Source organism: Lacinutrix sp. MEBiC02595, assembly GCF_053601555.1.
Genome location: NZ_JBSHNU010000171.1, coordinates 1 through 825, shown reverse-complemented (window position 1 = coordinate 825; position 825 = coordinate 1). Strand labels below are relative to the sequence as shown.

Below are 825 nucleotides of genomic sequence, written 5' to 3'. Positions count from 1 at the left end.
ACGTTAGCATAAATTTAAAAAAAATCAGAACTTAAAATGACCAAACGAATCAAATCTGAAGAAATTAAGAATAATTCATTTTTTTGGTATTTCTACATCAGTTTATTTCGTGGTTATGATGAAGCTAATGAAATTAATATTGATGAGGCACTTGAAATATTTGGATTAAATCAAGATGAATTATTAGAATGGGAAAATATTTTTTTTCACTGTGAGAATTCTAATCAGAACGTTAAATATCTTGGAGGAAAACTAACCAAAAATATCAGTTTCAAAATTGAATTTGAAAATGATGAAATTGTTTTTTATTTAAATGGAATTTACATTGGAAATTTAAGTGGTCACTTTCAGGCTTGGTTTCTGACACTTGAGGAACTTCTATTGTTTGAGAATTTTGAATTACTATTTTTACTTCTCTTACCAATGACTGGAATTGAAAAAAGTGAAATAAATATTGCAAAATATCATATATCTAAACATTTAAAATCCATTTCACTTTTTGAGAAAAATACTGAATATGTTGCAGAGTGTATTTTGAATGGACTTATTATGGATGGAGTTTTTTCTATCAACAACGAAATAGGAATTGTAAATAATCAAAATAATAGCGTGAGAAACATTGAGAAATATCCAAGATACAAAAATGATATAACGGAATTAAATTTAGTTTTAAGAAAATTTAGCGAATAAAAACTTATGCTAACACCGTATATAATTTATTGCTGGTTCTAGACTGCTTACGAAAACCCTCGCGGATTTTCTATTCGGTTTTTATTTGCTAAATTTAGTGCTTAAACACGCAACAAACCATATACAAACACGTTG

Annotated in this window: 1 protein-coding gene; it reads left to right on the top strand. The window is 26.9% G+C overall.

Annotation, left to right across the window (positions count from 1 at the left end; all coding sequences use genetic code 11):
- The first annotated feature begins 36 nt into the window (after positions 1 to 36).
- Positions 37 to 690 carry an Imm19 family immunity protein gene (locus tag ACVCZW_RS03700; RefSeq protein WP_452231675.1) on the top strand — a complete coding sequence of 218 codons (654 nt, stop codon included), beginning with the start codon at positions 37 to 39 and terminating at the stop codon, positions 688 to 690.
- The last annotated feature ends 135 nt before the right edge of the window (positions 691 to 825 follow it).

Coding starts and splice junctions, on each gene's coding strand:
- ACVCZW_RS03700 (WP_452231675.1), top strand. CDS start 37: ATGACCAAACGAATCAAATCTGAAGAAATTAAGAATAATTCATTTTTT.